General features: G+C 40.5%; 26 protein-coding genes, 2 pseudogenes and 1 riboswitch. Of the genes and pseudogenes, 21 read left to right on the plus strand and 7 right to left on the minus strand.

Going from position 1 to position 23,167, the window contains the following annotated elements; genetic code table 11:
- Window positions 1-115 precede the first annotated feature (115 nt).
- The 14 genes from AC075L_RS19185 to AC075L_RS19250 all read left to right on the plus strand — a co-directional run bounded on the left by AC075L_RS19185 (window position 116) and on the right by AC075L_RS19250 (window position 10,901).
- Window positions 116-526: a peptide deformylase gene (locus AC075L_RS19185; protein ID WP_008704871.1), complete on the plus strand. Its 411-nt coding sequence runs from the start codon at window positions 116-118 to the stop codon at window positions 524-526.
- A 27-nt stretch (window positions 527-553) separates the two neighbouring features.
- Entirely contained in the window at window positions 554-922 is a 369-nt protein-coding gene (locus AC075L_RS19190) for a VOC family protein (RefSeq protein ID WP_020993716.1), read from the plus strand.
- Window positions 923-932: 10 nt separating this feature from the next.
- Window positions 933-1,388, plus strand: coding sequence for a YaiI/YqxD family protein (locus tag AC075L_RS19195; RefSeq protein WP_008704868.1), 456 nt, complete (start codon window positions 933-935; stop codon window positions 1,386-1,388).
- Between the two features lie 36 nt (window positions 1,389-1,424).
- Window positions 1,425-2,954: a Y-family DNA polymerase gene (locus tag AC075L_RS19200; protein ID WP_008704865.1), complete on the plus strand. Its 1,530-nt coding sequence runs from the start codon at window positions 1,425-1,427 to the stop codon at window positions 2,952-2,954.
- Between the two features lie 14 nt (window positions 2,955-2,968).
- Complete coding sequence (locus tag AC075L_RS19205) at window positions 2,969-3,382, plus strand: hypothetical protein (RefSeq protein ID WP_008704864.1); 414 nt, start codon at window positions 2,969-2,971, stop codon at window positions 3,380-3,382.
- A 237-nt stretch (window positions 3,383-3,619) separates the two neighbouring features.
- The gene (locus tag AC075L_RS19210) at window positions 3,620-4,078 is read left to right on the plus strand and encodes a DUF4869 domain-containing protein (RefSeq protein WP_008704863.1); all 459 of its coding nucleotides are present in this window, start codon (window positions 3,620-3,622) and stop codon (window positions 4,076-4,078) included.
- 5 nt (window positions 4,079-4,083) lie between these two features.
- Entirely contained in the window at window positions 4,084-5,067 is a 984-nt protein-coding gene (locus AC075L_RS19215) for an ATP-binding protein (protein WP_008704862.1), read from the plus strand.
- Window positions 5,068-5,132: 65 nt separating this feature from the next.
- Window positions 5,133-5,229, plus strand: a riboswitch (THF riboswitch).
- 135 nt (window positions 5,230-5,364) lie between these two features.
- A complete protein-coding gene (gene folE, locus AC075L_RS19220) occupies window positions 5,365-5,922 on the plus strand; it encodes a GTP cyclohydrolase I FolE (RefSeq protein WP_008704861.1) in 558 nt (185 codons plus the stop codon).
- Window positions 5,919-6,416, plus strand: coding sequence for an HD domain-containing protein (locus tag AC075L_RS19225; protein WP_008704860.1), 498 nt, complete (start codon window positions 5,919-5,921; stop codon window positions 6,414-6,416). The genes folE and AC075L_RS19225 overlap by 4 nt, the downstream gene beginning before the upstream one ends.
- 39 nt (window positions 6,417-6,455) lie before the next feature.
- Window positions 6,456-7,265, plus strand: a complete 810-nt coding sequence (gene folP, locus AC075L_RS19230; protein WP_020993717.1) for a dihydropteroate synthase — start codon at window positions 6,456-6,458, stop codon at window positions 7,263-7,265.
- A 57-nt stretch (window positions 7,266-7,322) separates the two neighbouring features.
- Window positions 7,323-8,174 (plus strand): 2-amino-4-hydroxy-6-hydroxymethyldihydropteridine diphosphokinase, encoded by an 852-nt coding sequence (gene folK, locus AC075L_RS19235; RefSeq protein ID WP_008704856.1) that lies wholly within the window; start codon window positions 7,323-7,325, stop codon window positions 8,172-8,174.
- A 136-nt stretch (window positions 8,175-8,310) separates the two neighbouring features.
- Window positions 8,311-8,637 (plus strand): cupin domain-containing protein, encoded by a 327-nt coding sequence (locus tag AC075L_RS19240; protein WP_008704853.1) that lies wholly within the window; start codon window positions 8,311-8,313, stop codon window positions 8,635-8,637.
- 132 nt (window positions 8,638-8,769) lie between these two features.
- The gene (locus AC075L_RS19245; RefSeq protein WP_020993718.1) at window positions 8,770-10,038 is read left to right on the plus strand and encodes a M18 family aminopeptidase; all 1,269 of its coding nucleotides are present in this window, start codon (window positions 8,770-8,772) and stop codon (window positions 10,036-10,038) included.
- Between the two features lie 53 nt (window positions 10,039-10,091).
- Window positions 10,092-10,901, plus strand: coding sequence for an HAD family hydrolase (locus tag AC075L_RS19250; RefSeq protein ID WP_008704849.1), 810 nt, complete (start codon window positions 10,092-10,094; stop codon window positions 10,899-10,901).
- Window positions 10,902-10,918: 17 nt separating this feature from the next.
- Here AC075L_RS19250 and AC075L_RS19255 read toward each other — a convergent pair whose 3' ends face one another.
- Window positions 10,919-11,863 (minus strand): AEC family transporter, encoded by a 945-nt coding sequence (locus tag AC075L_RS19255; protein ID WP_020993719.1) that lies wholly within the window; start codon window positions 11,861-11,863, stop codon window positions 10,919-10,921.
- A 244-nt stretch (window positions 11,864-12,107) separates the two neighbouring features.
- Here AC075L_RS19255 and AC075L_RS19260 point away from each other — a divergent pair, with 244 nt between their 5' ends.
- From AC075L_RS19260 to ilvC, 3 genes are all read left to right on the plus strand, one after another.
- Window positions 12,108-13,160, plus strand: a complete 1,053-nt coding sequence (locus tag AC075L_RS19260) for a tyrosine-protein phosphatase (RefSeq protein WP_243099346.1) — start codon at window positions 12,108-12,110, stop codon at window positions 13,158-13,160.
- A 160-nt stretch (window positions 13,161-13,320) separates the two neighbouring features.
- Complete coding sequence (gene ilvN / locus AC075L_RS19265; RefSeq protein WP_008704845.1) at window positions 13,321-13,818, plus strand: acetolactate synthase small subunit; 498 nt, start codon at window positions 13,321-13,323, stop codon at window positions 13,816-13,818.
- 128 nt (window positions 13,819-13,946) lie between these two features.
- Entirely contained in the window at window positions 13,947-14,966 is a 1,020-nt protein-coding gene (ilvC, locus tag AC075L_RS19270; RefSeq protein WP_008704844.1) for a ketol-acid reductoisomerase, read from the plus strand.
- A 281-nt stretch (window positions 14,967-15,247) separates the two neighbouring features.
- Here the strand turns inward: ilvC and AC075L_RS19275 are convergent, their stop codons facing one another.
- On the minus strand, window positions 15,248-15,775 hold the full coding sequence (locus AC075L_RS19275) for a hypothetical protein (protein WP_008704843.1): 528 nt from the start codon (window positions 15,773-15,775) through the stop codon (window positions 15,248-15,250).
- 362 nt (window positions 15,776-16,137) lie between these two features.
- On the opposite strand from AC075L_RS19275, the gene AC075L_RS19280 reads away from it, so the two are divergent.
- Window positions 16,138-16,323: a hypothetical protein gene (locus AC075L_RS19280; RefSeq protein WP_008704840.1), complete on the plus strand. Its 186-nt coding sequence runs from the start codon at window positions 16,138-16,140 to the stop codon at window positions 16,321-16,323.
- Window positions 16,324-16,415: 92 nt separating this feature from the next.
- Here the strand turns inward: AC075L_RS19280 and AC075L_RS19285 are convergent, their stop codons facing one another.
- From AC075L_RS19285 to AC075L_RS19295, 3 genes are all read right to left on the minus strand, one after another.
- Entirely contained in the window at window positions 16,416-17,132 is a 717-nt protein-coding gene (locus AC075L_RS19285; RefSeq protein WP_020993721.1) for a LytR/AlgR family response regulator transcription factor, read from the minus strand.
- 69 nt (window positions 17,133-17,201) lie between these two features.
- A complete protein-coding gene (locus tag AC075L_RS19290) occupies window positions 17,202-18,470 on the minus strand; it encodes a sensor histidine kinase (protein WP_008704836.1) in 1,269 nt (422 codons plus the stop codon).
- A gap of 329 nt (window positions 18,471-18,799) precedes the next feature.
- Window positions 18,800-19,432, minus strand: coding sequence for a helix-turn-helix transcriptional regulator (locus AC075L_RS19295; RefSeq protein ID WP_020993722.1), 633 nt, complete (start codon window positions 19,430-19,432; stop codon window positions 18,800-18,802).
- A gap of 366 nt (window positions 19,433-19,798) precedes the next feature.
- Here AC075L_RS19295 and hydA point away from each other — a divergent pair, with 366 nt between their 5' ends.
- Window positions 19,799-21,172 carry a dihydropyrimidinase gene (gene hydA / locus AC075L_RS19300; RefSeq protein ID WP_044952020.1) on the plus strand — a complete coding sequence of 458 codons (1,374 nt, stop codon included), beginning with the start codon at window positions 19,799-19,801 and terminating at the stop codon, window positions 21,170-21,172.
- A gap of 27 nt (window positions 21,173-21,199) precedes the next feature.
- Here the strand turns inward: hydA and AC075L_RS19305 are convergent.
- A pseudogene (locus AC075L_RS19305) lies at window positions 21,200-21,307 on the minus strand (DUF6783 domain-containing protein); the annotation flags it as partial.
- On the opposite strand from AC075L_RS19305, the pseudogene AC075L_RS19310 reads away from it, so the two are divergent.
- Together AC075L_RS19310 and yedF are read left to right on the plus strand one after the other, a co-directional pair.
- Window positions 21,266-21,406: pseudogene (locus AC075L_RS19310) on the plus strand (DUF6783 domain-containing protein). The pseudogenes AC075L_RS19305 and AC075L_RS19310 sit on opposite strands and share 42 nt — an antisense overlap.
- A gap of 29 nt (window positions 21,407-21,435) precedes the next feature.
- The gene (gene yedF / locus AC075L_RS19315) at window positions 21,436-22,050 is read left to right on the plus strand and encodes a sulfurtransferase-like selenium metabolism protein YedF (RefSeq protein WP_008704831.1); all 615 of its coding nucleotides are present in this window, start codon (window positions 21,436-21,438) and stop codon (window positions 22,048-22,050) included.
- A gap of 57 nt (window positions 22,051-22,107) precedes the next feature.
- Here yedF and AC075L_RS19320 read toward each other — a convergent pair.
- Window positions 22,108-23,167: dicarboxylate/amino acid:cation symporter (locus AC075L_RS19320; protein ID WP_476388039.1), on the minus strand; the 1,060-nt coding region annotated here is incomplete at its 5' end.

A 23,167-nucleotide genomic window follows, 5' to 3' on the forward strand; every position in this document is an offset into this window, starting at 1 on the left:
TTACCGAGTAATTCACTGAGGACTTGATTGATGCTGTAAAATTAATCTTGAGCCGATGAGAAAGATTTCCGGTCAGGATAAATAAGAATTAGAAATTAAATACAGGAGAAAATAAATGGTAAAGCAAATCGTAAGAGACATTTTCTTTTTAGGCCAGCCATCCAAGCCAGCCACAAAAGCAGATATCCAGATTGGGAAGGATCTGCAGGACACACTGCAGGCGAACCGGGAATGGTGCGTTGGTATGGCTGCAAATATGATTGGTGTAAGGAAGAATATTATCATTGTGAATATGGGATTTATAGATGTTGTTATGTTTAACCCTGTGATTGTTTCAAAGCATGACATGTATGAGACGGAAGAAGGCTGTCTGTCTCTGGATGGTGTTCGTAAGACGACCAGATATCAGGAAATTGAAGTAGAATATTATGACTTCAACTGGAAAAAACAGCGGCAGAAGCTGTCCGGATGGACGGCACAGATCTGTCAACATGAAATTGATCATTTGTCTGGGAAGATCATATAATCGAATGCGGATTGCGAGGTGGCCGGTATGTTAAAGAATGTACTGATTGTGGTGGATGATATAGAAAAATCCATAGAATTTTATAGGGACTTATTTGGACTGCAAGTGATTCTTAAGAATGAAGGTAATGTGATCTTATCGGAGGGACTTGTTTTGCAGGATGCCGACATATGGGGGAAAACATTGAATGAAACTTCTACGCCGTTCAATAACATGATGGAATTGTATTTCGAGGATTTTGATATAGATGGATTGCTTGCGAAATATGAATCTGGTAAGTATTTCGTCCGATATGCCACCGAACTGACAGAACTTGCAGGTGGGCAGAAGCTTGTAAGACTGTATGATCCCAGTGGTAATCTTATTGAGGTTCGCACTCCGTTCAGGTGCAATTAAAGGAGGGAATATGCAGATTTTGGTTGATGCAGATGCCTGTCCGGTAGTCAGTATCGTTGAAAGAGTTGCAAAAGAGCATAATCTTCCGGTAACGTTGTTGTGTGATACCAATCATGTGTTATCATCTGATTACAGTGAAGTGATCGTAGTTGGAGCCGGTGCAGATGCAGTGGATTATAAACTGATCAGTATTTGTCATAAAGGCGATATTATTGTATCACAGGATTATGGAGTGGCGGCAATGGTATTAGGAAAAGGTGCTTATGCGATTCATCAGTCTGGGAAATGGTATACCAATGAGAATATTGACCAGATGCTTATGGAACGGCATCTGAATAAGAAGGCACGAAGAGCATTCGGAAAGAATCATTTAAAAGGACCAAGAAAACGAATATCGGAGGATGATGAGCATTTCAGAGAATCCTTCGAGAAAATGATACATATGGCAATGGATAAGGAGAAATAATCACAAACGGAACACAGGAGAATTGGGAGGTGCAGAATGACGGAAAAGGAAAGAACCTATATTGCAATTGATCTTAAGTCATTCTATGCGTCTGTGGAATGTAAAGAACGAAATAGAGATCCTTTGACGACCAATCTTGTGGTTGCGGATAAAAGCAGAACAGAAAAAACGATTTGTCTTGCGGTATCTCCAGCTTTAAAGTGTTATGGGATACCCGGAAGGGCTCGTTTATTTGAGGTTGTTCAAAAAGTAAAAGAAGCCAATAGTGCCCGCAGGTGGAAAGTACCGAACAGAACATTTATTGGTTCTTCTGATGACAGTACAGAATTAAATATCAATCCTGCACTGGAGATTGATTATATTGTTGCTCCTCCCCGGATGGCTCTCTATCTGGAATACAGCACCAGAATTTACAGCATTTATCTGAAATATATTGCGCCGGAAGATATTTTCCCTTATTCGATCGACGAAGTATTTATGGATGTAACGGATTATCTGCATACCTATAATATGACAGCAAGGGAACTTGCAATGACCATGATACAGGATGTGCTGAAAACGACAGGTATAACGGCAACTGCCGGAATTGGAACGAATATGTATCTGTGTAAGATTGCGATGGATATCGTGGCGAAGCACATTAAAGCAGATAAAGATGGTGTACGAATTGCAGAACTGGATGAAATGTCATACCGAAGGAAACTCTGGAGCCACAGACCTCTTACTGATTTCTGGAGAGTCGGAAAGGGATATGCAAAGAAGTTGGAAGAATATGGCCTCTATACGATGGGTGATATTGCCAGATGTTCCATCGGAAAAGAGAATGAATTATATAACGAAGATCTGCTATATAAACTGTTTGGCGTTAATGCAGAGCTGCTGATCGATCATGCCTGGGGATATGAGCCCTGTACCATGAAAATGGTCAAGGCTTACAAACCGGAAACGAACAGTGTTTGTTCCGGACAGGTACTTCATTGTCCTTATGACTTTGAAAAAGCAAAATTAGTCGTCAAAGAGATGACGGACCAGATGGTTTTGGATTTGGTGGATAAGAAGCTTGTGACGGATCAGATTGTATTGACAGTTGGTTATGATATTGAGAATTTGAATAATACCGACAGGAAAAAGAAATATCATGGTGAGGTTACGATCGACCGTTATGGAAGAAGAATTCCGAAACACGCACATGGAACGACCAATCTGAAACGGCAGACTTCCTCAACAAAAATGATAACGGATGCAGTAATAGAACTATATGACGGTATTGTTGACAGAAACCTGCTTATCAGAAGAATTAATATCACAGCGAACAGGCTTGTGGATGAAAATTCTGTAAAGAAAGAAAAAGTGTATGAGCAGTTGGATCTTTTTACGGATTATGAGGCGCAAAGGAAAAAGCAGGAAGAGGAAGAGGCTGCGCTGGATCGCGAAAAACGTATGCAGGAAGCAATGCTCAGTATTAAAAAGAAATTTGGAAAAAATGCTATGCTGAAGGGGATGAATCTTCAGGAAGGTGCAACCGCCCGGGACAGAAATGAACAGATTGGCGGACATAAGGCGTAAAGGAGTTGGAAGGGATGAAAAATAATTCTTATGACGATATCATTAATTTACCGCATCCGGTCTCTAAGAATCATCCGCAAATGCCTTTTCGGGATCGGGCAGCGCAGTTTGCTCCTTTTGCAGCCTTGACTGGACATGATGCTGCGATAAAAGAAACGGCAAGATTAACTGATGAAAGATTGGAATTGAGTGAGGAAGTGATTGCTCAGCTGAACGAAAAAATCAACATAATCAGAAATAATATCGGTATAGAACAGAATGTATCGATAACTTATTTTATTCCCGATGCAAAAAAAGCCGGTGGATCCTATGTTATGTGCTCCGGTATTGTAAAAAAGGTAGACGAATACGAGCATACCATAATTATGACGGATCAAACGGTCATTCCAATCGAACGGATAAGTGATATTAAATGTGAAGAGTGGTAAATGCGAAAACAGATACAAAGAATATAGAATGTTTCACTAGTACAGCGAAAATTAAGTTTCTGCTATATTGACGCAGGATTTCACACTCTGATGGGCTGGATTAAGATGCATTATTTTAGAGGATTGCTATAGTTCTGGCAGTAGAGGACACAAGGTTGGAGAAATCAGACCGGGATTCTTTGGCGGAACGAAACCATGTTATAAGAAGAATTGTATTTTGAGAGGAGGCTCTTATAAATGTTGAACATTATTTATGGAGATGTGAAAAACAGTATTTATAATACAAATGTTTATTTTAAAAACAGTTATGAACCAGAATGGCTTGATGCAGAACTGGCGAAAAAGATGATTAAAGATATTGATGATTCAGAAGTATTGAGTGGTGAATGCATTAACAGTCCGGTGTTGGGACAGATTCCTCCTGAAAGACTGTCAGGAGGAGTGAAAACGTTGTTGCTGATTTTAAATGAACCGGATCGGATTTTCAATGCCTCGACCTGTGGCGATAACTGTGCAAAATGGATATTGGAAATAGGCAGGATTAAAGATGTTACCATTAATCTCAGACATATGATGAGTTTTGGAAAAGACACAAAATTTGAGATAAAAGTCCAAAATGGAGGAGAAACGGTCCATTCAATGAAGGAACTTGTTCCTATAGCAAATAAGTATTTAAATGAAATGAAACAGGAGTAGTGATTATGAAAGGTTCACATAGAATCATTGTAGAATCCAGAAAAGTGAAATATGATTTTGTAATTCATAGGAATATTACAATTATTACTGGTGACAGTGGATCAGGTAAGACTGTTTTAATTGATCTTATACATGATTATGGAAGATATGGTGCGGACAGCGGTGTATTTCTTTCCTGTGACTGCCCCTGTAAAGTGATTGATAGTGAGGATTGGGAAAGAAAGATAGAAGAAACAACAGGAAGCATTATTTTTATTGATGAAGGAAATCGCTTCCTCGTTTCAAAGAAGTTTGCACAGCTTGTGCAGGGATCTGATAATTACTTTGTACTGGCCACAAGAGAAAAGCTTCCGGCATTGCCATATAGTGTAAGTGAAATATATGGATTTCGCAAATCTGGAAAATTTCATGATGCGAAACAGAAATATAATGAGATTTATCATTTGTACGGTGAAATATCAGAGGAAAAGAATATCAATCCGAAACTTGTAATAACAGAGGATTCCAATTCTGGATTTGAATTTTTTAAAGAAATGTCCAGACAGAAGGGTGTGAACTGTTTTTCTGCTGGTGGGAAGTCAAATATCATCAGACAGTTGGAACAGAGACCGAATGAAGAGGGTACAATTTTGGTCATTGTAGATGGAGCTGCATTTGGTTCAGAGATGAAAGATATCAGTGAATGCATTAAAACACAGGGAAACATTGTACTCTATGCACCAGAATCTTTTGAGTGGTTGTTACTTTCAACAAAGGAAATACCGGAAGTAAAAGTAGAAACAATACTTCAGAATCCGGAAGAATATATAGACAGTAAAGAGTATATCAGTTGGGAACGATATTTTACAGATTTATTGATAGAAAGTACCAGTAAGAATTTTATATGGGCATATTCGAAGAAAAGGCTTACAAAGGCGTACTTTGCTCCAAGAATAGTGAATGCGGTAAAAACAATCATGAAATTGGTAGACTGGGAAAAATCATTCTGAAAAGTCAGAAAAACCCTTTTCTATTATCGTATTACATGGTATACTGAATACCGAAATGAATGATATGCAAAATAGGATTTTATGCGTCAAGTGTTCGGTGAATGGGGAGTTGTCACTGAAACGAAAAGTGCGTCTTACGGTATATTATCCGCACCCGTTGCAAACAATATAAGAGGATATCTCATATTGTGTTAGGGAATGTTTTCGACATACATTCTATCACAATTGGAGATATCCTTTTTAATTTGGTCAAAAGGATAATCTCCATTTCAAAAATACAAAGGAGGTTATTTTTTAATGGTTGACAAAGTGAAAATTGAGCAGGCAGTCCGTCTGCTTCTGGAAGGTATCGGTGAAGATATCACACGGGAAGGTCTGATTGATACTCCTGACAGGATTGCCCGCATGTGTGAAGAAATTTACGGAGGTCTTGGTCATGAAGCGGATCAGCATCTGTTAAAGCAGTTTCCTGTAGAAAATAATGAAATCGTGCTGGAAAAAGACATCACCTTTTACTCCATGTGTGAGCATCATCTGATGCCTTTTTATGGAAAAGCTCATCTTGCATACATCCCCAACGGCAAAGTTACCGGTTTAAGCAAACTGGCACGTACAGTAGAGGTTTATTCCAGAAGGCCACAGATCCAGGAACGGCTTACTGTTCAGATTGCAGATGCTTTGGAGCGTACTCTGGATCCAAAAGGAATTATGGTAATGCTGGAAGCGGAACATACCTGTATGACCATGCGCGGAATAAAAAAACCAGGAAGCAAAACAATCACTACTGTAACCCGTGGTGCGTTTACAGAAGATAAGGAACTGCAGAAAATGTTCCTTTCTATGGTAAAAGGATGAATAACAATTTTTCAGATATGGATCGTGTCAATCGGATCTGGAGGCACCCGGTTTATCAGGAACATTATAAAAAAATACAGGAACTTGAAAGTGAACGGATCTTCTGCCGTCATACCCCTGAACATTTTCTGGATGTTGCACGGTTGATGTACATTTATGCACTGGAGGAACATCTGGAGTTGCCCAAAGAGCTTATCTATGCAGCAGCACTTCTTCATGATATAGGACGTGCACAGCAATATCAGTACAACATTCCCCATGATATTGCAGGAGTAGAAATCGCACGGGAAATTCTGACAGATCTGCACTTTACAGAACAGGAAAAAGAACTGATTCTGTCTTCCATTGGACATCACCGAAAAGGAGATTCCTGCAGTACGCTGGCAGCACTTCTTTATAAAGCGGATAAGCAGTCCAGAAATTGTTTTTTATGTTCCGCTGCTTCCGAATGCTATTGGTCTGATGATAAAAAAAATATGAAAATTGAATACTGATCTTCTTCATAAGCACAAAAGAAAGGATGGGTTCTGCTCATGAAAATTGGAAACCGTTTTTTTGATACTAAGAATCATACTTACATAATGGGAATTTTGAATGTTACCCCTGATTCCTTTTCTGACGGCGGCAAATGGAATCATATGGATGAAGCTTTGAAACATACAGAGGCAATGATTGCTGATGGTGCAGATATTATTGATATCGGAGGCGAATCTACACGTCCCGGTCATACTCCTGTCAGTGCTGACGAGGAAGCACTGAGAGTTCTTCCTGTTATTGAAGCGGTCAAAAAACATTTTGACATTCCTGTTTCTGTAGATACTTTTAAGAGCAGTGTTGCTGAAAGCTCTATCCAGGCAGGAGCTGACCTGGTTAACGATATCTGGGGATTAAAATATGATCCGAAAATGGCAGCTGTGATCGCAAAATATGATGTGGCCTGTTGCCTGATGCACAACAAATCTAATACAGAATATCAAAACTTTCTCATTGATATGCTCGCCGAAACACAGGAATGTGTCAATCTTGCAAGACAGGCTGGCATTAAAGATGAAAAAATCATGCTTGATCCGGGAATTGGTTTTGGAAAAACATTTGAAATGAATCTGGAAGCAATGAATCACCTGGAGCTTTTTCAGAATCTGGGATTTCCGGTTCTCCTTGGTACATCCCGCAAATCCATGATCGGACTGGCACTGGATCTTCCTGTAGATCAGCGCGTGGAGGGGACTTTGGCTACCAGTGTAATTGGCGTAATGAAGGGATGCTCTTTTGTCCGTGTCCACGATGTTAAAGAAAACAAGCGTGTGATCCAGATGACAGAAGCAATCCTGGGACGCAGATAAATTACTGGCACAAAACAGATGGTAAATATAAATAACATACAGAAAGGATTTGCTGTTATGGATGAGACCAGATTAGACAAAATAGAAATTAAAGAGCTGGAGGTTTTTGCAAACCATGGTGTATATCCCGAGGAAAATGTTCTGGGACAGAAATTTGTTATTTCTGCCACGCTTTTTACCAGAACACGTCTGGCGGGATTAACCGATGAGTTGTCTGCTTCCATAAACTATGGCGAAGTCAGCCATATGATCACTGATTTCACCAGAAAACATACTTATAAACTTCTGGAATCTCTTGCAGAGAATCTTGCAGAAATGCTTCTTTGCTCTCTTTCCGGACTTGAAAAAATTACTCTGAAGATTGAAAAGCCCTGGGCACCGGTTGGTCTTCCTTTGAAAACCGTATCTGTGGAAATTACACGGAAATGGCATACTGCTTACATTGCTTTTGGCTCTAATATGGGTGATAAAAAGATGTATATAGACAATGGGATCCGTGGTCTGGCAGAGACAAAAGGATGCCGTATAGAGGCAATTTCCGATTATCTTATTACAGAACCTTACGGAGTTACTGATCAGGATGAATTTTTAAATGGAGTTCTGAAAATGCGGACACTTCTTACTCCTGGAGAATTGCTTGTGAGACTGCATCAGTTAGAACAGGCGGCAAACAGGGAACGTATCATCCACTGGGGACCAAGGACACTGGATCTGGATATCCTGTTTTATGATCAGGAAATTATTGATATGCCAGATCTTCATATTCCTCATATTGATCTGCACAACCGCGATTTCGTTCTTGTACCAATGAATCAGATTGCTCCGTATCTGCGACATCCTGTGTTAAATCAGACCATTTCGCAGCTTCTGGACAGCCTTCTGAACAAATCTGAAAATACTGCAAAATAAAGTGAACAGTAACCAGTAACGATATTTTGTTGAATGTTCCATTGATATTTACTTTGCCATTTTTTACAAACAGTGCTATGATATATTCAATGGAAATTCTATAAAAGAGAAAACATCTACAGGAGGGCAAAAAATTATGAAAATCAGACGCGAAGAACACATGGCAGGTGGAAATGGTCACGTAATCATCAAAGAAATCCTTGATGCAGAACAGTTGAATGGTAAATGTGGACTGTATGCACAGGTAACCCTGGAGCCGGGATGTTCACTGGGATATCATGAACATCATGGAGAAAGTGAAACCTACTATATTTTACAGGGACAGGGCGAATACAATGACAACGGTACCTATCGTCCGGTAAAAGCAGGAGATATTACATTCACACCGGACAATCATGGACATGCACTTGCAAATACAGGAAATACAGATCTGGTTTTTATGGCTCTGATCATTAAAGACTGATATAAAAAACAGCAGCACATATTTCTTATGGAAATAATGACTGCTGTTTTTATTACCAGGACAGACTGATTATAATAAAAAATAGTATAAACCAGGTATCATTTCATAATCATTCAAATGGAGAATCAAACTATGTACAGAAAAACAGCAAAGAAGTTACTGAAATTCATAGAGAAAAGCCCTACTGCATTTCAGGCAGTGACGGAGATGACCAAAAGGCTTGACAAAGAAGGCTTTGAAGAATTGAAAGAGGAGGATCACTGGAAGCTTAAAAAAGGCGGAAATTATTATGTGACCAGAAATCATTCTGCGATCATAGCTTTTTCCATTCCGCAGAAGCCTGTGTGGAAGTTTCATATTATGGCAAGCCACAGTGATTCCCCTTCCCTTAAGATTAAGGAGAATCCTGAGATAGAGGTGGAGAATGCTTATATCAAACTGAATGTGGAGCGTTACGGTGGAATGATTCTGTCTCCATGGTTTGACAGACCTCTGTCAGTGGCAGGAAGGCTGATCGTCCGTCAGGATGGAAAAATCAGAGAGAAGATGGTGGCTGTGGACAGAGATCTGCTGGTTATTCCTAATCTTGCCATTCATATGAACAGGGAAGTAAATGACGGATATAAATATAATGTGCAGAAGGATATGCTGCCTCTTTTCAGCGATAAGGAAGGAAAGGGCAGATTTATGGAAACTGTGGCTGAGGCCGCAGAAGTAAAGACAGAAGATATTCTGGGACATGATCTGTTTCTTTATGACAGAACTCCGGGTACTCTGTGGGGAGTAAATGAGGAATTTGTTTCTGCACCCAGACTGGATGATCTGCAGTGTGCATTCTCTTCTATGGAGGGATTCCTGCAGGGAAATCGTGAAGAAAGCATTTCTGTACATTGTGTGCTGGATAATGAAGAAGTGGGAAGCAGTACAAGACAGGGCGCTGCTTCTGCTTTCCTGAAGGATACTCTGATGCGGATCAATATGGGACTGGGACGTACCCAGGAGGAATATTATATGGCACTTGCAGACAGTTTTATGATTTCTGCAGATAATGCTCATGCTCTCCATCCAAACTATACGGATAAGACAGATCCGGTAAACCGTCCGGTGCTGAATGAGGGAATCGTGATCAAGTACAATGCAAACCAGAAATATTGTACAGACGGAGTGTCCGCTGCAATTTTCAAGGATATCTGTGACAGGGCAAAGGTGCCGTACCAGACCTTTGTGAACCGTTCGGATATGGCAGGCGGATCCACGCTGGGAAATATTTCCAATACCCAGGTTCCTGTGAAAACAGTGGATATCGGTCTGGCACAGCTTGCCATGCATTCTGTATATGAAACAACAGGTGCGAAAGATACAGAGAGCCTGGTTAAGGCAGCGACAGTGTTTTTTGCATAGTTTGCAGGTACACTGGCAGATAAACGTAAATATAAAAATCAGGAGATAAGAAAGTGAACAGAAAAGCAGTGTTTTTTGATGCAGACGGAACACTCTGCGATATGGAAAAGGGTGTACCCCAGAGCACAAAGGAGGCATTGAAGAAATTAAGAGAAAACGGTCATGACGCATGGCTTTGCACAGGCAGGAGCAGGGCCTTTGTTTCCCGGTATCTGGAAGAGCTTCCGTTTACCGGTATGATCAGTGCCTGCGGGGCTACCATTGAAAAGGATGGAGAACGTCTTTTTAATAAAGAGATGCCCCCGGAAGTTGCAAAAAAATCAGTGGAAATCCTGCGCAGATATGGTCTGGTCCCGGTTATGGAAGGTGCAGATTTCATGTATTATGATAAGGATGAATATAATACAGATGTGAACTGGTATACGGATCTGATCACAGAATCTTTAGGATCTAAATGGCGTCCCATCAGGGGAAATGAAGATTGTATGCGCATTAATAAGATCAGTGCCAAAATGATAAAAGGCTGTGATGCAGAAGCTGCCTGTAGGGAACTGAGTGAGTATTATGACATTATCCGTCATGAGAGTGGTTCAGGGATTGCGGGAACCACCATTGAACTTGTCCCAAAGGGCTTTAACAAGGCAGTGGGGATCTCGGCAGTGTGCAGACTCTTTGATATTCCATGGGAGGATACGATCGTGTTTGGAGACAGCAATAATGATCTCGCCATGTTTGAATATGCGGCCGTGAAGGTTGCCATGGGAAATGGTTCAGAGAAAATAAAAGCTCTGGCTGATCATATTACACAGGATATGTTCCATTATGGAATCAGAAACGGACTGGAATATCTGAAGCTAATATAAACATAAAAAGCCTGGGCTCAGATCAGTCCCAGGCTTTTGCATATATAAAGCCAGATTGTCATGGTAAAGGAGCTTAACAGAGTGGTAGTCATAACCACACCGGAAGTAAAATCGCCGTCATAATCCATGTTTTTGGCCATGATATAACAGCTTACAGTAGTGGCAGAACCAAGCATGATAATGATCGCAACCAGCATATCATGGGAAAATCCCAGAAGCACAGCCAGTGGAAGAAATACAGCTTCATATCCCACAAGCTTCAGAAAGCTACATGCGATCAGTGGTTTCGGCCTTGCGAATGCCTTGCCGAATTTCAGTGCGCCACCCATGGCCATCAGCCCAAGAGGAGTCGCTGTTTTTCCGAGATTATCTACGGCAGTATTCAGAATTGTTGGCATTGGCAGATGAAGCAGCGACCATACCATACCTGTCAGGATACCAAGGATAATAGGGTTCGTGGCGATTCCTTTCAGGGTTCGGATAAGTTTTGCGGTATCAAGTTTACCGCCGCCGGGAGCGAACAGTGACAGTGTTATAACTGCCATCACATTATAAAGCGGCACACTTCCGATGATCATAAGTGGTGCCATTCCTGCGTTTCCGTAAAGATTCTGGATAATTGCAATTCCAAGGATCGCAGCGCTGCTCCGGTAAGAAGCCTGGATAAATTCGCCCTGGATATTTCGCGGTTTCAGCAGATAGGAAAGTCCTGTGGAAATTCCGATACTGATCAGTGTGACAAAGAAGCAGAACAATACAAATTTCGTATTCCATACACTGTAGAAATCTGACTTTGCAATATCCAGAAACAAAAGCGCAGGCAGAGCTGCATTAAATACGAACTTATTCAGACGGCTGACAAAGGTGTCATCAAAGAGTCCGATCTTCCGAAAAAAGAGCCCGAGCATCAGGGTGAGAAAAATCGGGATTGTAGCATTAAGACAGAAAATAAGATTCTCCATTTTCATAAATCCTTTCAAAAAATAATTTCTGTACAAAAAGTACGGTTCATAAGGTGATTGCTATATCACAATAACACCATGATTATAAACGTTTGACAGGAATTGTCAAATTCCTATTTCTGTGTTATTCTGAAAAAAATGGTTGCTGTTCAGTATGCCTTGCAGATTGTGGGAATGATTTTTCAGACACGCTCTAAGAGCAGAGTGAACAGTAATAAAATTGCAGACAGTGGAGTGGTGGATCATGAAGTATGGAAAGATAAGGATAGAAGATGGATTTCTGGTTTTTACCAGACATATGATGATAAACAATCTTCCATGTAAAGACATTGTATGGGCATATATGCGAAAAGAGGGAGCAGATGAAGGTGATGACAGACAGCTGAGTGTAAATTATCTTGTAATTGTTACCAGACGTAAGAAGAGATACAAGTTCGATATGACAGAAAAAGAGATTCATGAGTGTATCCGCATTCTTAAGATATTAAACCCGGATATGGCAACAGGTTTCCCGAAGGGCGGCAGGATATCTCTTCATAGTCTGCCGAATACCAGAGATCTGGGTGCGATCGTTACAGCTGATGACAGACACATCCTGCCGAGGAGGCTTCTGAGAAGCGGGGAACTTTATCATATTTCAGAGAGCGATAAGAACAGACTCAGAGAAGAATACAATCTGAAGACGGTGATCGACCTGCGTTCGGCAGAAGAGAGAAAATGTAAACCGGATACTATTATAGCAGAAGTAGAATACTACCATGTACCGGTTGTGGATGAGGATGTGCAGGTTATCAGCAACAGAGAACAGTTTGTGAAAATGCTTGCAGGACTCCCGGATGATATGGAAGAATATATGATCAGACAGTACAGGAATTTATGCATGGATCAGTTGGTGTTGAAACAGTATGCGAAGTTTATCGATATTCTTTTCAGGCAGGAAAAAGGTGCTGTTTTGTGGCATTGCGGAACTGGAAAGGACCGTACAGGGATCGGGACTGCTTTTCTGCTCAGTCTGCTGGGGGTGGAGGAAGATGTGATATATGAAGACTATCTGCGCACAAACCGTTATATGGAGCCCAAACTGGTATATATGCAGAGACTTGTACAGACCTGGCCGGAGGCAGATGAGAAAATGACCGAGAAGCTTCCGATTATATATAATGTAAAAGAGGAGTATCTGGCTGCTGTTTTTGAAACAGTGAAAAAGACTTATGGTTCTATGGAAAGGTTTTTCCAGACCGTATTTTATCTGAAACCGAAAATGATCGAAGAGTTCAGAAATAAATATCTGATATAGGCAGTTAATTCGATGTTTTTACAAAAGCTGTCACAGAAAGACATTTGTTTTTGTGCGAAAAATTTATTGACAAAATCACGATTATTGATATAATGGTAACCATACGAGCTATTTATTATATTAACGTGGTGAAAATGTACACGTTGAAAGCAGGTGGGACATGCAGAAGAGAGTATTATCCCTGTTAGTAGATAATACTGCAGGTGTAACAACCAGAGTATCTGGATTATTCAGCCGCAGAGGCTATAACATCGACAGCATTACCGGAGGTGTAACAGCGGACGAGCGTTTTTCCAGAATTACCGTTGTGTGCAGCGGGGATGAACTGATTCTGGAGCAGATCACGAATCAGCTTGCCAAGCTTGTAGATGTAAGAGATATTAAGATCCTGGAGCCGGACAACAGCGTATGCCATGAATTAATGATGATCAAGGTGGCTGCGAAACCGGAGCAGAGACAGGGACTCATTTCCATAGCGGATGTTTTCCATGCGAAAGTTGCAGACGTAAGTGTGGATTCCATGATATTGGAGATGACAGGCAACCATAATAAATTGGAAGCATTTCTTGAGCTGATGGGTGATTACGAGATTCTCGAACTTGCACGTACAGGAATGACCGGTTTATCAAGAGGTTCGCAGGATGTAACCTATTTCTGATGAAAGACAGGAAGGCTTTTCGGAACGCAGGAAATTGAAAAATATCTCAGAAACAGTACATATTATAGTTTGCTAGGGGAGCATCCCTTAACGATAAATTTTTTTACGATTAGCAGGAGGAAAATAAAATGGCTAACAAGATTTTTTATCAGGAAGATTGTAATTTAAGCTTACTGGATGGTAAAAAAATTGCAATTATTGGATACGGAAGCCAGGGACATGCACATGCTCTGAACTTAAAGGATTCCGGATGTGATGTCATTATCGGTCTTTATGAAGGCAGCAAATCCTGGAAGAGAGCTGAAGAGCAGGGCTTTAAGGTATATACAGCAGCTGAAGCAGCTAAACAGGCAGATATCATCATGATTCTTATCAATGATGAATTACAGGCTAAACTTTACAAAGAATCCATCGAGCCAAACCTTGAAGAAGGCAACATGTTAATGTTTGCTCATGGTTTCAATATCCATTTCGGATGCATCAAACCACCAAAGAATGTTGACGTTACAATGATCGCTCCTAAAGCACCTGGTCATACAGTAAGAAGTGAGTATCAGGCTGGAAAAGGAACACCTTGTCTTATCGCTGTAGAGCAGGATTACACAGGAAAAGCTCAGGATCTTGCACTGGCATATGGTCTTGGAATCGGCGGAGCAAGAGCTGGTCTTCTTGAAACTACATTCCGTGTAGAGACAGAGACAGACCTCTTTGGTGAGCAGGCTGTACTTTGCGGTGGTGTTTGCGCACTTATGCAGGCTGGTTTCGAAACACTTGTTGAAGCTGGTTATGATCCAAGAAATGCATACTTTGAATGTATTCATGAAATGAAGCTGATCGTAGACCTGATTTATCAGTCAGGATTCGCAGGAATGAGATATTCTATCTCCAACACTGCTGAATATGGTGATTACATCACAGGACCTAAGATCATCACAGAAGATACAAAGAAAGCTATGAAGAAAATTCTTTCTGATATCCAGGATGGTACATTTGCAAAAGACTTCTTACTTGATATGTCTGATGCAGGTGCACAGGTTCACTTCAAAGCTATGAGAAAGAAAGCTTCTGAGCATCAGTCTGAGAAAGTTGGCGAAGAAATCCGTAAACTTTACAGCTGGAATGGCGAAGACAAACTTATCAACAACTAATCTGAATATGATTAAATTAAAATCCCCTGCTGAATGGCAGGGGATTTTTTATGTTATAGGAAATTACTCTGTAATGTTCCTATAACATAAAAAAGCCCTCCGGGCAGGATCGCACTGCGACGGAGAGGAATTATGTCGCTGAAGCGACCCGCCGCAGGCGGAGAATCCTGCAAGCAGGATTCTTTCTTGTATGTACTGACTCAATGATGGTTGTTTGTTCTGTATTATGCAATTCTTAAGATTATGCATAATATAATAAGATGCAAATCAATCTCAACGTTTTATAATTCGATAATCTGCCCTTTTTCTACGTCATATCTGCAGTACTTACCATTTCCGGAAATAAATGGCTGATATGTATCTGTCCTGTTATCTTTAAGATATACAATTCCGGTAGCGATCATCTCCACTAATGAAAAGCGTTCGCTGAGACTGGAAATCCACTTATATGTTTTGTCCTTTGATGAATTTGCCATAACCATATTGTAGGCATGTCCGTCTTCGGTGGCTTCCAGAGAAAAATATACTTTCTCTGCCTTATCAGGAGCATCAAAGACCTGACTTGTAATATAGGAAGAAAAATTGGTGCTTACAAAATTTCGGAAAGATTTTATATCATAAGTAATTCCGGATACTTCGTCTGTGATTTTATCTCCGCGTTCCAGACGTGTTTTAATAATCTTTAGTACCTCTACAGTCCAGTTGATAAAAGAGATACTACTGTAATTCATACTTTCCATCAACTGTTCGATTAGTTTGCGTGACAGGATATTGGAGCGTATTGCCTCATCATAAAGTTCTCTGTTCATGACATTTTCCCTCTTTTTTGATTATTTGTAACTATTCAGCAGTCTACTATCCCGCGAGGTGTTTTGGCATGAACATGCCAAAATCCCGAGACATACAAGTCAAAATCCCATCGCCGAAGGCGATTTTTAATGGATTTTGACTCGTAACTGTGAAGGTACTGAACAGTTACGATTATTTTATGTTTGTTATAGTGTTTCCGCACATTTCTATGTTATACTGATTATAAATCTGTTTGTTGTAAAATGCAACAAAAAACGGACGAATAAATAAAAATATTTGTGAACAGTAACGAATATATTGTTGCCTGTATTTTTGTTTCTCGGAACGATAATGAGACATAAGGAAAATTGAGGAGGATAAAATGGAGATAGAAGAAGAGTTTATTTCGGGATTTTGCAGAACATGTAATGGAGGGCAGACTGTCTGCTGCGAATATACGATGGAAGGAGATAAAAGAACCCTCACATTTATGGATTGTGCACATGACAGATGTGTGAATTATGCTGCCTGTGAAATCTACAAACAGGCACATGAAATGGAACGATAAGAATATGTGAGGGTGTACGAAAAGCAGTGAACTGCGAAATGTATTGCTGAGAACGGAGGGGATAGTAACCCGCAAATGCTGTAATTATCGGATTAACCGGAGTTGGAATCAAACATATATGAAAAATAGGCATCTTTGAATGCAGAATAGTTATTTCTGGAAATAGGGACAGAGGAAATGCCGGTAGTGACCATAGTTCTTGTGAACTGTTTTATGTGGGACAGGTTTACAATATAGCTTCGGTGACATTTAAAGAATCCTTTTTCCGGAGTAAAGACCCCTTCACACTTTACAAATAATTCGCGGATTTTTAAAGTAGTTCCATTTGAAAGGCAGACCAGAACCTGTTTATTCTGAGCTTCCAGATAATCTACATCATTGAGCGTAATTGAGCAGAATCCGTCTGCAGTATGTGCGACGAAAGTTTCAGCCGGAACATGATAAGTTTTAAAAAAATCATCCATAACAGAAAAAAGTTTCAGAGTATTTACTGGTTTTAAAAGATAATGAAAAGCTTTTACATCATAGGAATCCAGGGCAAATTCTCTGGAAGAAGTCAGAAAAATCACAGGAACAGTCAGTCCCATGCTGCGTATTTCTCTTGCTGTATCTATGCCGTTTAATAATGGCATGATGATGTCGAGAAAAATCAGATCTACCGGAATTGTCCGGAGAGCTGTTAACAGATCATCACCGTTGGAATATGGATACAGGGTAAGTGAAAAATCATTTTTTTCCGCCCAGTGAGTCAGAAGTGAACTTAATTCCCGGGTAAAGAGTATTTCATCATCACAAATTGCAATATTCATAATTTTTATCAAAACCTTTCTGTGAGTGAATAAATGTTATGTATTGTATCCGGCAGTGGAAATCCTGTGTCAGATGATAATTCGCAGGACAAAGCAATGGTCCACGATAGAAAAATGACACTGTCCATGCAATTGTTCCACATAATAAATAATACTCCTGACACCGATTCCATGCCCGTTTCTGGTAGAAACCGGAACTCCATCTACAAATGCCGGAATTTTTTCTACGGGATTTTCCAGTTGGAACAGAATGTGATTCTTTTTCTGTGAAAGAGTAAGCCGGGCCCATTTTGAAGGTGATTCCAGCTGCTCCAGTGCATGCATGGAGTTTTCCAGCGCATTGGACAGGATTGTACAGAGGGACAGATCGGAGCATGGAAGTTCTTTTCCTGTAGAAACATTGCATATAAGAGACAATCCTCTGTCTGTGAAACGGGAATGATAAATGGAAAGCACAGAGTTCAGCATTTCATTTCCGGAATAGGCGGCGATGATCGTATCGTCATATGCAGAATTAATTTCATGGATGTATTCCTGTGCTTTATCCGGATGTCCGTTTTGCAGCTGGGTCAGAATAATACTCAGATGGTGGCGCATATCATGCCGCAGGATCGCCAGTCTCTGGCTGCTGATCTTTACCTGTTCAATTTCGTTTTGCATGGATTGAAGCTGCATTTCACGAAGATTGCTGTATTGCGTTATCTCCTGTTTATTCTCATATTCCTGAAAGTAGATGATGAGAAATACCAGGTAGGCAATGCAGAATGCAAATCCCATGAACTCAACAACTGCTTTATTTCCGGAATAAAGTAAAGTTGAAAACTTGGTGGAAGCATAATCAAAAACGTAATATACAAATGGCAGGAAACCGATGATGGAAAGCTCACGTGCATTTTTTGTAAAAATTGTTTTTGTAGATCGAAATACATATCGATAAAGAAGGACAAAAGTTAAGGTTGTTGTTAAGATCCGCACAGAATAATAACACCACTGTAATCCTGTTATTGCCAAAGCGAATAATCCGGTCCAGTTGCTTATCTGGCAACACAGATAGGCAGAAAAGACAGAAACAGCGGAAGAAATCAGAGGATACTTATAATGAACGGAGAGGAATAAAACCAATGGAAAATGTACGATCAGAGGATAGGACATATTTGCAAGAGTTTCCCCAAATAATGCCAGATCAATTACATATAACAGTCCCTGCCCTAAAAATAACAGAAACATAGTCAGGATATTTTTTCTGATCGGTTTGATCCCAAGAAAAAATGCAGAACAGTAAATTCCAAAGAGCATGGTAGTGACACCATGAACAGCAGATAAAATCTGTTCAGACATAACAGCACCTCCGTCTGATAAGGATTAATAAAATTTATCATCAAAATGTTGTATATATATCAAGTATAAAAGATTTCAAATTTAAAGACAACCTTTTTCCATACCATTCACGCCATATAATTACTGTTCGCGTGAAAGAGAAAAAATGCTGTTGTTCTGTGTTATAATCAGTCTATAAAGGAATATCGAAAAAACATACGAGGAAGGAGATGAAAGAGAGAGCATATTTAACGATATACCGGCGCTAGATGAAAAAAGAAAACAGAAGAAAAACAGACCTGATGGAAAAGTACCATGCAGGTCTGTTTTTATATCATTCTTTCCTGTTTTTACTTATTTACATCAATATAACTGTACAATGTATATTTGGAGATTCCGAAATAATTTGCAACCTTATCTCCGGATTTTGTAATAAGGAAAGCACCTGCATCATTTAAGAACTGAATAGCAGTAACCTTATCCTCCTTATTCATTAAAGGAACAGGTTTGCCTACCAGAGCTACAGATTCTTCGATCAGATGATCAAGAAGATCATTGACATTATGAGTGATCTCTTTGGGCTTCTCTTCCTTATTTTCCGGAGTGACAAGAGAATGAAGGGCAGATTCGATCATAGTAAGCTTGGTAATGTCATAATTGATTCCGAAAACATAATGAAGGGTACCATCGTCATCATGAATGTAGGAAGTGCTGCACTTCAGGATCTTGCCGTCTGCTGTTTTCATCAGATAACCGGTATGGTCTTCGGGGGTTGCTCCTTTTTCCTGATTGCGGATCGCATCAAAAACAGCATTGGATGGTCCGTCTCCGATATCTCTGTTTGTAACATGACCATTTACGATGTAGACGATGGAATGTTCCGGCTCCGAAGTTTTCAGATCATGGATTACTACTTCACAGTCAGGTCCGAACTGGGAAGCAAGATCAGCAGCGATTTGTTTTAACACAGTAAGTCGTCCCATTTGATTTCCTCCTATTAATATAACTTTTAAACGGATCATAACCGAATCAGGCAGGGGCTTCTATAGTCTGAGCAGTAACAGTCATTCGATTATGAGCATGTAGTAAAGCGGATAAATTTATCCGTCAAAACGTTCAGTGCAGACACATGGAAACTGCACATTTTTTATATTCTATCATAAAAAAAAGGAAATAAAAAGAGCCTAAAAAAAATAAATGTGAATACCTTAAAAAATTTGTGATTATAATCATAAATCATTGAAGTGATATAGGAATCGTGGTATATTTTAAACATGAGAATTGCGATAAGTTAGGGGTAAAATACTTTTTGTCCCTAACTTATAATAAAGAAAGGGGTGTCAGAAACAGTGAAAACTTTACTGAAGAATGGTACAGTAGTATCGGGGGATATGTCTGTCAGAGAAGATGTTCTTATAGATGGAGAGAAGATTGTAAAAGTAGGCCGGAATCTGGAAGCAGAGGATGCACAGGTAGTTGATGTAAACGGTAAGCTGCTTTTTCCGGGATTTATAGACGGACATACACATTTTGACCTGGAAGTGGCAGGAACAGTGACGGCAGATGATTTTGAAACAGGAACAAGAGCTGCCATTGCAGGAGGTACAACTCTGGTGATCGATTATGCGTCTCAGGATAAAGGTGGCCATACGCTGAGGGAAGGCCTTGAGAAGTGGCATGAGAAAGCAGATGGGAAATGTTCCTGTGATTATTCTTTCCATATGTCTATTGTGGAATGGAATGAGGAAACTCAGAGAGAAATACAAGATATGATCAATGAAGGGATTACCAGTTTTAAGCTTTACATGACTTATCCGGCAATGATCGTAGATGACGGTGACCTTTATAAGATTATTAAGAAATTAAATGAATACGGATGTTTTGCAGGGGTACATTGTGAGAATGCAGGGGCAATCGATGCGTTGATCGCAGAAGCCAAAAAAGAGGGACGTCTGGGACCTGAGAATCACCCGCTGGTGCGTCCGGATATTATGGAGGCAGAGGCAGTTCACCGCCTTCTTGTGATCGCAGATGCAGCAAATGCTCCTGTAATGGTAGTACATCTTACCAACCGGAAAGCATTTGAAGAAGTTATGCGTGCCAGAATGAACGGACAAAAGGTATATGCGGAAACCTGTCCGCAGTATCTGCTTCTGGATGACAGTGTATATTCAAAACCGGATTTTGAAGGTGCCAAATACGTGTGTGCACCTCCAATCCGTAAGAAAGCAGATCAGGACTGCCTGTGGAAAGCACTGGCGAATGATCAGATCCAGACGGTTGCAACTGACCAGTGTAGCTTTACAATGGAGCAGAAAGCTCTTGGTAAAGATGATTTCACGAAGATTCCGGGAGGGCTGCCGGGAGTACAGACGAGAGGAACTCTGCTTTATACATACGGTGTACGCACAGGCAGGATCACGCAGGAACAGATGTGCCGTCTGTTAAGTGAGAATGCAGCTAAACTTTACGGAGTGTATCCCAATAAGGGCGTGATACGTGAGGGAAGTGATGCAGATATTGTTGTATTTGATCCTGAGAAGGAAAACGTTATCTCTGCAAAGACACATCTGTATCATACGGATAATAATCCATATGAGGGATTTAAGCTTCATGGAGATATTGACAGCGTATATTTAAGAGGAGCTCATGTGGTGCAGGATGGAAAAGTAATTCTGGAGAAAACAGGAAAATATATTAAACGCGGTAAGAATCAGATGTAAAATATATATTTTATGGAATTGTTGTAATCAGGTAAGTCCCCTAGAGCGTGTCTGAAAAAGGCTTTCTGCAAGATGTGCGTCACAATTTGTGGGATATTTTGCCCGGATGAGGGCGCCGTAGTGGGCTACGGCAACTGAATTCGGGTGAAATATCCTGCAAAGTGGGGCGTGCAGATTGCGGGAATGATTTTTCAGACACGCTCTAGGGAGATTGCGAAGAGTAATAAGCAGTGAATATAAAGAATAACAAGAGGTGACAGAAAATGAAACATGAAGTAAATGTAATGGGAAAACAGTGTCCGATTCCGGTAGTGATGACAAAGAAGGTTATTGATAATGCGGCAGTCGGTGATGAGATTGAAATTCTGATCGATAATGAAACCGCAGTGAATAATCTGAGCAGACTTGCAAATAAAACAGGTTGTACGTTTGTATCTGAAAAACTGGGAGACAAAAAGTATCAGGTGAAGATGGCAGTACAGACTGAACAGACAGGTGGTACCTTGGAAGAAGAGGAATTTGTCTGCGAAGCACCGCATAAAAAAGTGACGGTAGCAGTAATCTCCTCAAATGTTATGGGAAATGGTGATGATGAACTGGGAAAGATTTTGATTAAAGGATTTATCTATGCCCTTTCTCAGATGGAAACACATCCGGATACAATCCTTTTCTATAATGGAGGTGCAAAACTTACAACAGAAGACTCTGAAAGTCTGGAAGATCTGAAAAAGATGGAAGAAGAAGGCGTGGAAATCCTGACCTGCGGTACCTGCCTGAAGCATTATGGACTGATGGAGAAACTGATGGTTGGAAAAGTTACCGATATGTATACGATTGCAGAGCGTATGACAGGTGCAGATAAGGTGATTCGTCCGTAAGAAAATGAAGGCCATCATATCTGAGAAAAAAGACAGATATGATGGTATTTTAAACTTTTATTGCAATTTCTGTTCTCTGATATTGTGGTATCTGGCATATCCGGTAAGAATCAGAGTCAGGGCACCATCGCCTGTTACGTTACAGGCTGTCCCAAAACTGTCCTGAAGGGCAAAGATAGTCAGCATCAGAGCTGTAGCAGAATCGCCGAATTTCAGGATACCGGTGATAATACCGAGAGATGCCATAACGGTGCCTCCCGGTACACCCGGAGCACCAATGGCAAAAATTCCAAGCAGGACACAGAAAAGAACCATGGCCCCCGGCGCAGGAACTGCACCATAGAGAATTTTGGAGATTGCCATACAGAAGAATACTTCTGTGAGGACAGAACCACAGAGATGAATATTGGCAAACAGTGGAATACCAAAATCTACCATATCCTTTCGGAGAGGTTTTGCTCTGTGTGCGCATTGGAGGGCGACTGGCAGTGTGGCAGCAGATGACATGGTACCTATGGCTGTGAGGTAGGCGGGACCATAATGTTTCACAACTTTCAGAGGATTTTCTCTGGAATAAATTCCTGCAAGTATATATAGAAGAGCTATCCAGATAAAATGTCCAATCAGAACAATGACGATTACCTGAAGGAATACAGGAAGCTGTCTGGTGATTGTTCCTTCGTATGCCAGTGAACAGAAAGTCAGTCCGATGAAGTATGGGAGAATCGGAATAATGACTCTTGATACAATAGCCAGTATGATCTTCTGAAATTCTTCAAGAAAAGAAGAAATCAGACTGGCTTTTGTCCATGCAGATGCAAGTCCCAGCATAATGGCCAGTACAAGTGCACTCATGACAGGCATTATCTGTGGAATGGAAAGTTCAAAAACTACATCCGGCAAAGCTTTGAGATGACTGGCAGTGGAGCTGAAGGACAAATGTGGGATCAGCAGGTATCCGGATAATGCAGAGAATAAAGCAGCTCCCAGTGAGGAAGCATAAGCAATACTGACTGCAACACCTAACATTCTGGAAGCATTGTTTCCGAGTCTGGTAATAGATGGTGCGATAAATCCAATGATGATCAGCGGAACAGAAAAGCTGATCAGCTGACCA

Source organism: Blautia sp. ZXY-1-B12 (assembly GCF_056339915.1).